Origin of the sequence: Nocardiopsis salina YIM 90010, from assembly GCF_000341025.1 — a bacterium.
GTDB classification, from domain to species: Bacteria; Actinomycetota; Actinomycetes; order Streptosporangiales; family Streptosporangiaceae; genus Nocardiopsis; species Nocardiopsis salina.
This window is the reverse complement of record NZ_ANBF01000261.1, coordinates 1-1,271: the sequence shown is the minus strand read 5'-3', so window position 1 is coordinate 1,271 and position 1,271 is coordinate 1. Positions and strand designations below refer to the sequence as shown.

2 protein-coding genes are annotated in these 1,271 nt (G+C 66.6%); both read right to left on the bottom strand.

Annotated features, from left to right (window positions below; translation table 11 throughout):
- Positions 1 to 62: 62 nt before the first annotated feature.
- Positions 63 to 383: a transposase gene (locus tag D474_RS33780; protein WP_017616599.1), complete on the bottom strand. Its 321-nt coding sequence runs from the start codon at positions 381 to 383 to the stop codon at positions 63 to 65.
- 215 nt (positions 384 to 598) lie between these two features.
- Positions 599 to 1,015 carry a winged helix-turn-helix domain-containing protein gene (locus D474_RS34175; RefSeq protein ID WP_338045305.1) on the bottom strand — a complete coding sequence of 139 codons (417 nt, stop codon included), beginning with the start codon at positions 1,013 to 1,015 and terminating at the stop codon, positions 599 to 601.
- Positions 1,016 to 1,271 lie beyond the last annotated feature (256 nt).

Here is a 1,271-nt window from a genome sequence, read left to right as displayed (position 1 = left end):
CTATCTGTGTGGCGGGCGGAGCGTGGCCGTACTTTCTCCCGTTCCAGAATACTGATTTTTGATTAGGTGTTTGACGGAATGGGACAGGGGTCCAATCCGACTGATCGGATGAATCCCCGCAGCAATCTCGGCTGTTGCTGGACCGAGCGCAGATGGGACCGCAGCACCTTCTCCAACTCCCCCACGCTGCGAAAGGCCTGGTTCGCCAGACGCGCCTTCAGATGCGCCCACAGTGTCTCGACCGGGTTCAGATCCGGGGCGTACTTGGGCAGGTGCACCACGCTCAGCCACGCCCGGTCGGCCAACTCCCGGCTCACCCACCGGGCGGTGTGCGAGCAATGGTGGTCCCACACCAGCACCACCGGCGCCCCCCAACCCGGCATGGACCCTGGAGACCAGATCGGGCAGATCGTGCTGGGTGATGGCCTCGTGCTGGGCCCCGTAGACCAGGCGCACCCGCCCGTCAGCGGGGTTGACGCACAGCCACCCGTGGGCGTTGAGGCGCCGGCGGTGGCTGCGCGAGAGGGCGATCAGCGGGCTCTGGCCACGCCGGCCCCAGGTGCGCCGCACGCCAGGACCGGTACTCGCACCGGTCTCATCAGCGAAGACGATCCACGCCCCGTACCGGAGAGCTTCCTCTTTTGACTCGCGGCCACACCTGGGTGCGCCAAGCCGCGATGACCTCCTCATCCCTCTGGGTGGCCCGCACCGCGGGCACCTGCCAGGACAGCCCGAGACGGTCCAGCATCCGCCAGACGCCGGAGGGGTCGGCGTAGCAGCGTCCGAAGCGCTCCTTCATCAGGCGGTTGATCCGGGCCAGGGTCCACTGCTGGTCCGGCCAGCCGTGCAGGCCCGGGCCCTGCTCGATCAGGGTGATCAGCTCGCGTTCCTGCTCGGCCTCCAGCAGGGTGTCAGCTCCCTGCCGGCCCGGGGCCAGTGCTTGGATGCCGCGGTCGCTCCAGGCCTTGTGCCACTGGTGGACGGCCTGGCGGGAGACACCGAGCAGGCGGGCGATCTGGGCTTAGGGCGGCGGCGAGCATCCGACGCTCGTGGAGTTCTTCAAGGGTGTGAGGGTTTCCGGGGACTCCATGCCTTATGGCACGACAGGTACCCGGATCAGTCAAGACCCACCTCAAAGATCAGTACCCCGCAAAACCATCGCCGTGGAGTTACCCACAAGACCATTTCCTGCGGTGAACAGGGCGCCCGCAATTCAGGCCAATCGAGGGTTCCGAGTCCGTAATGGGTAAGGGTTCTGTGGCCTTTGGGAC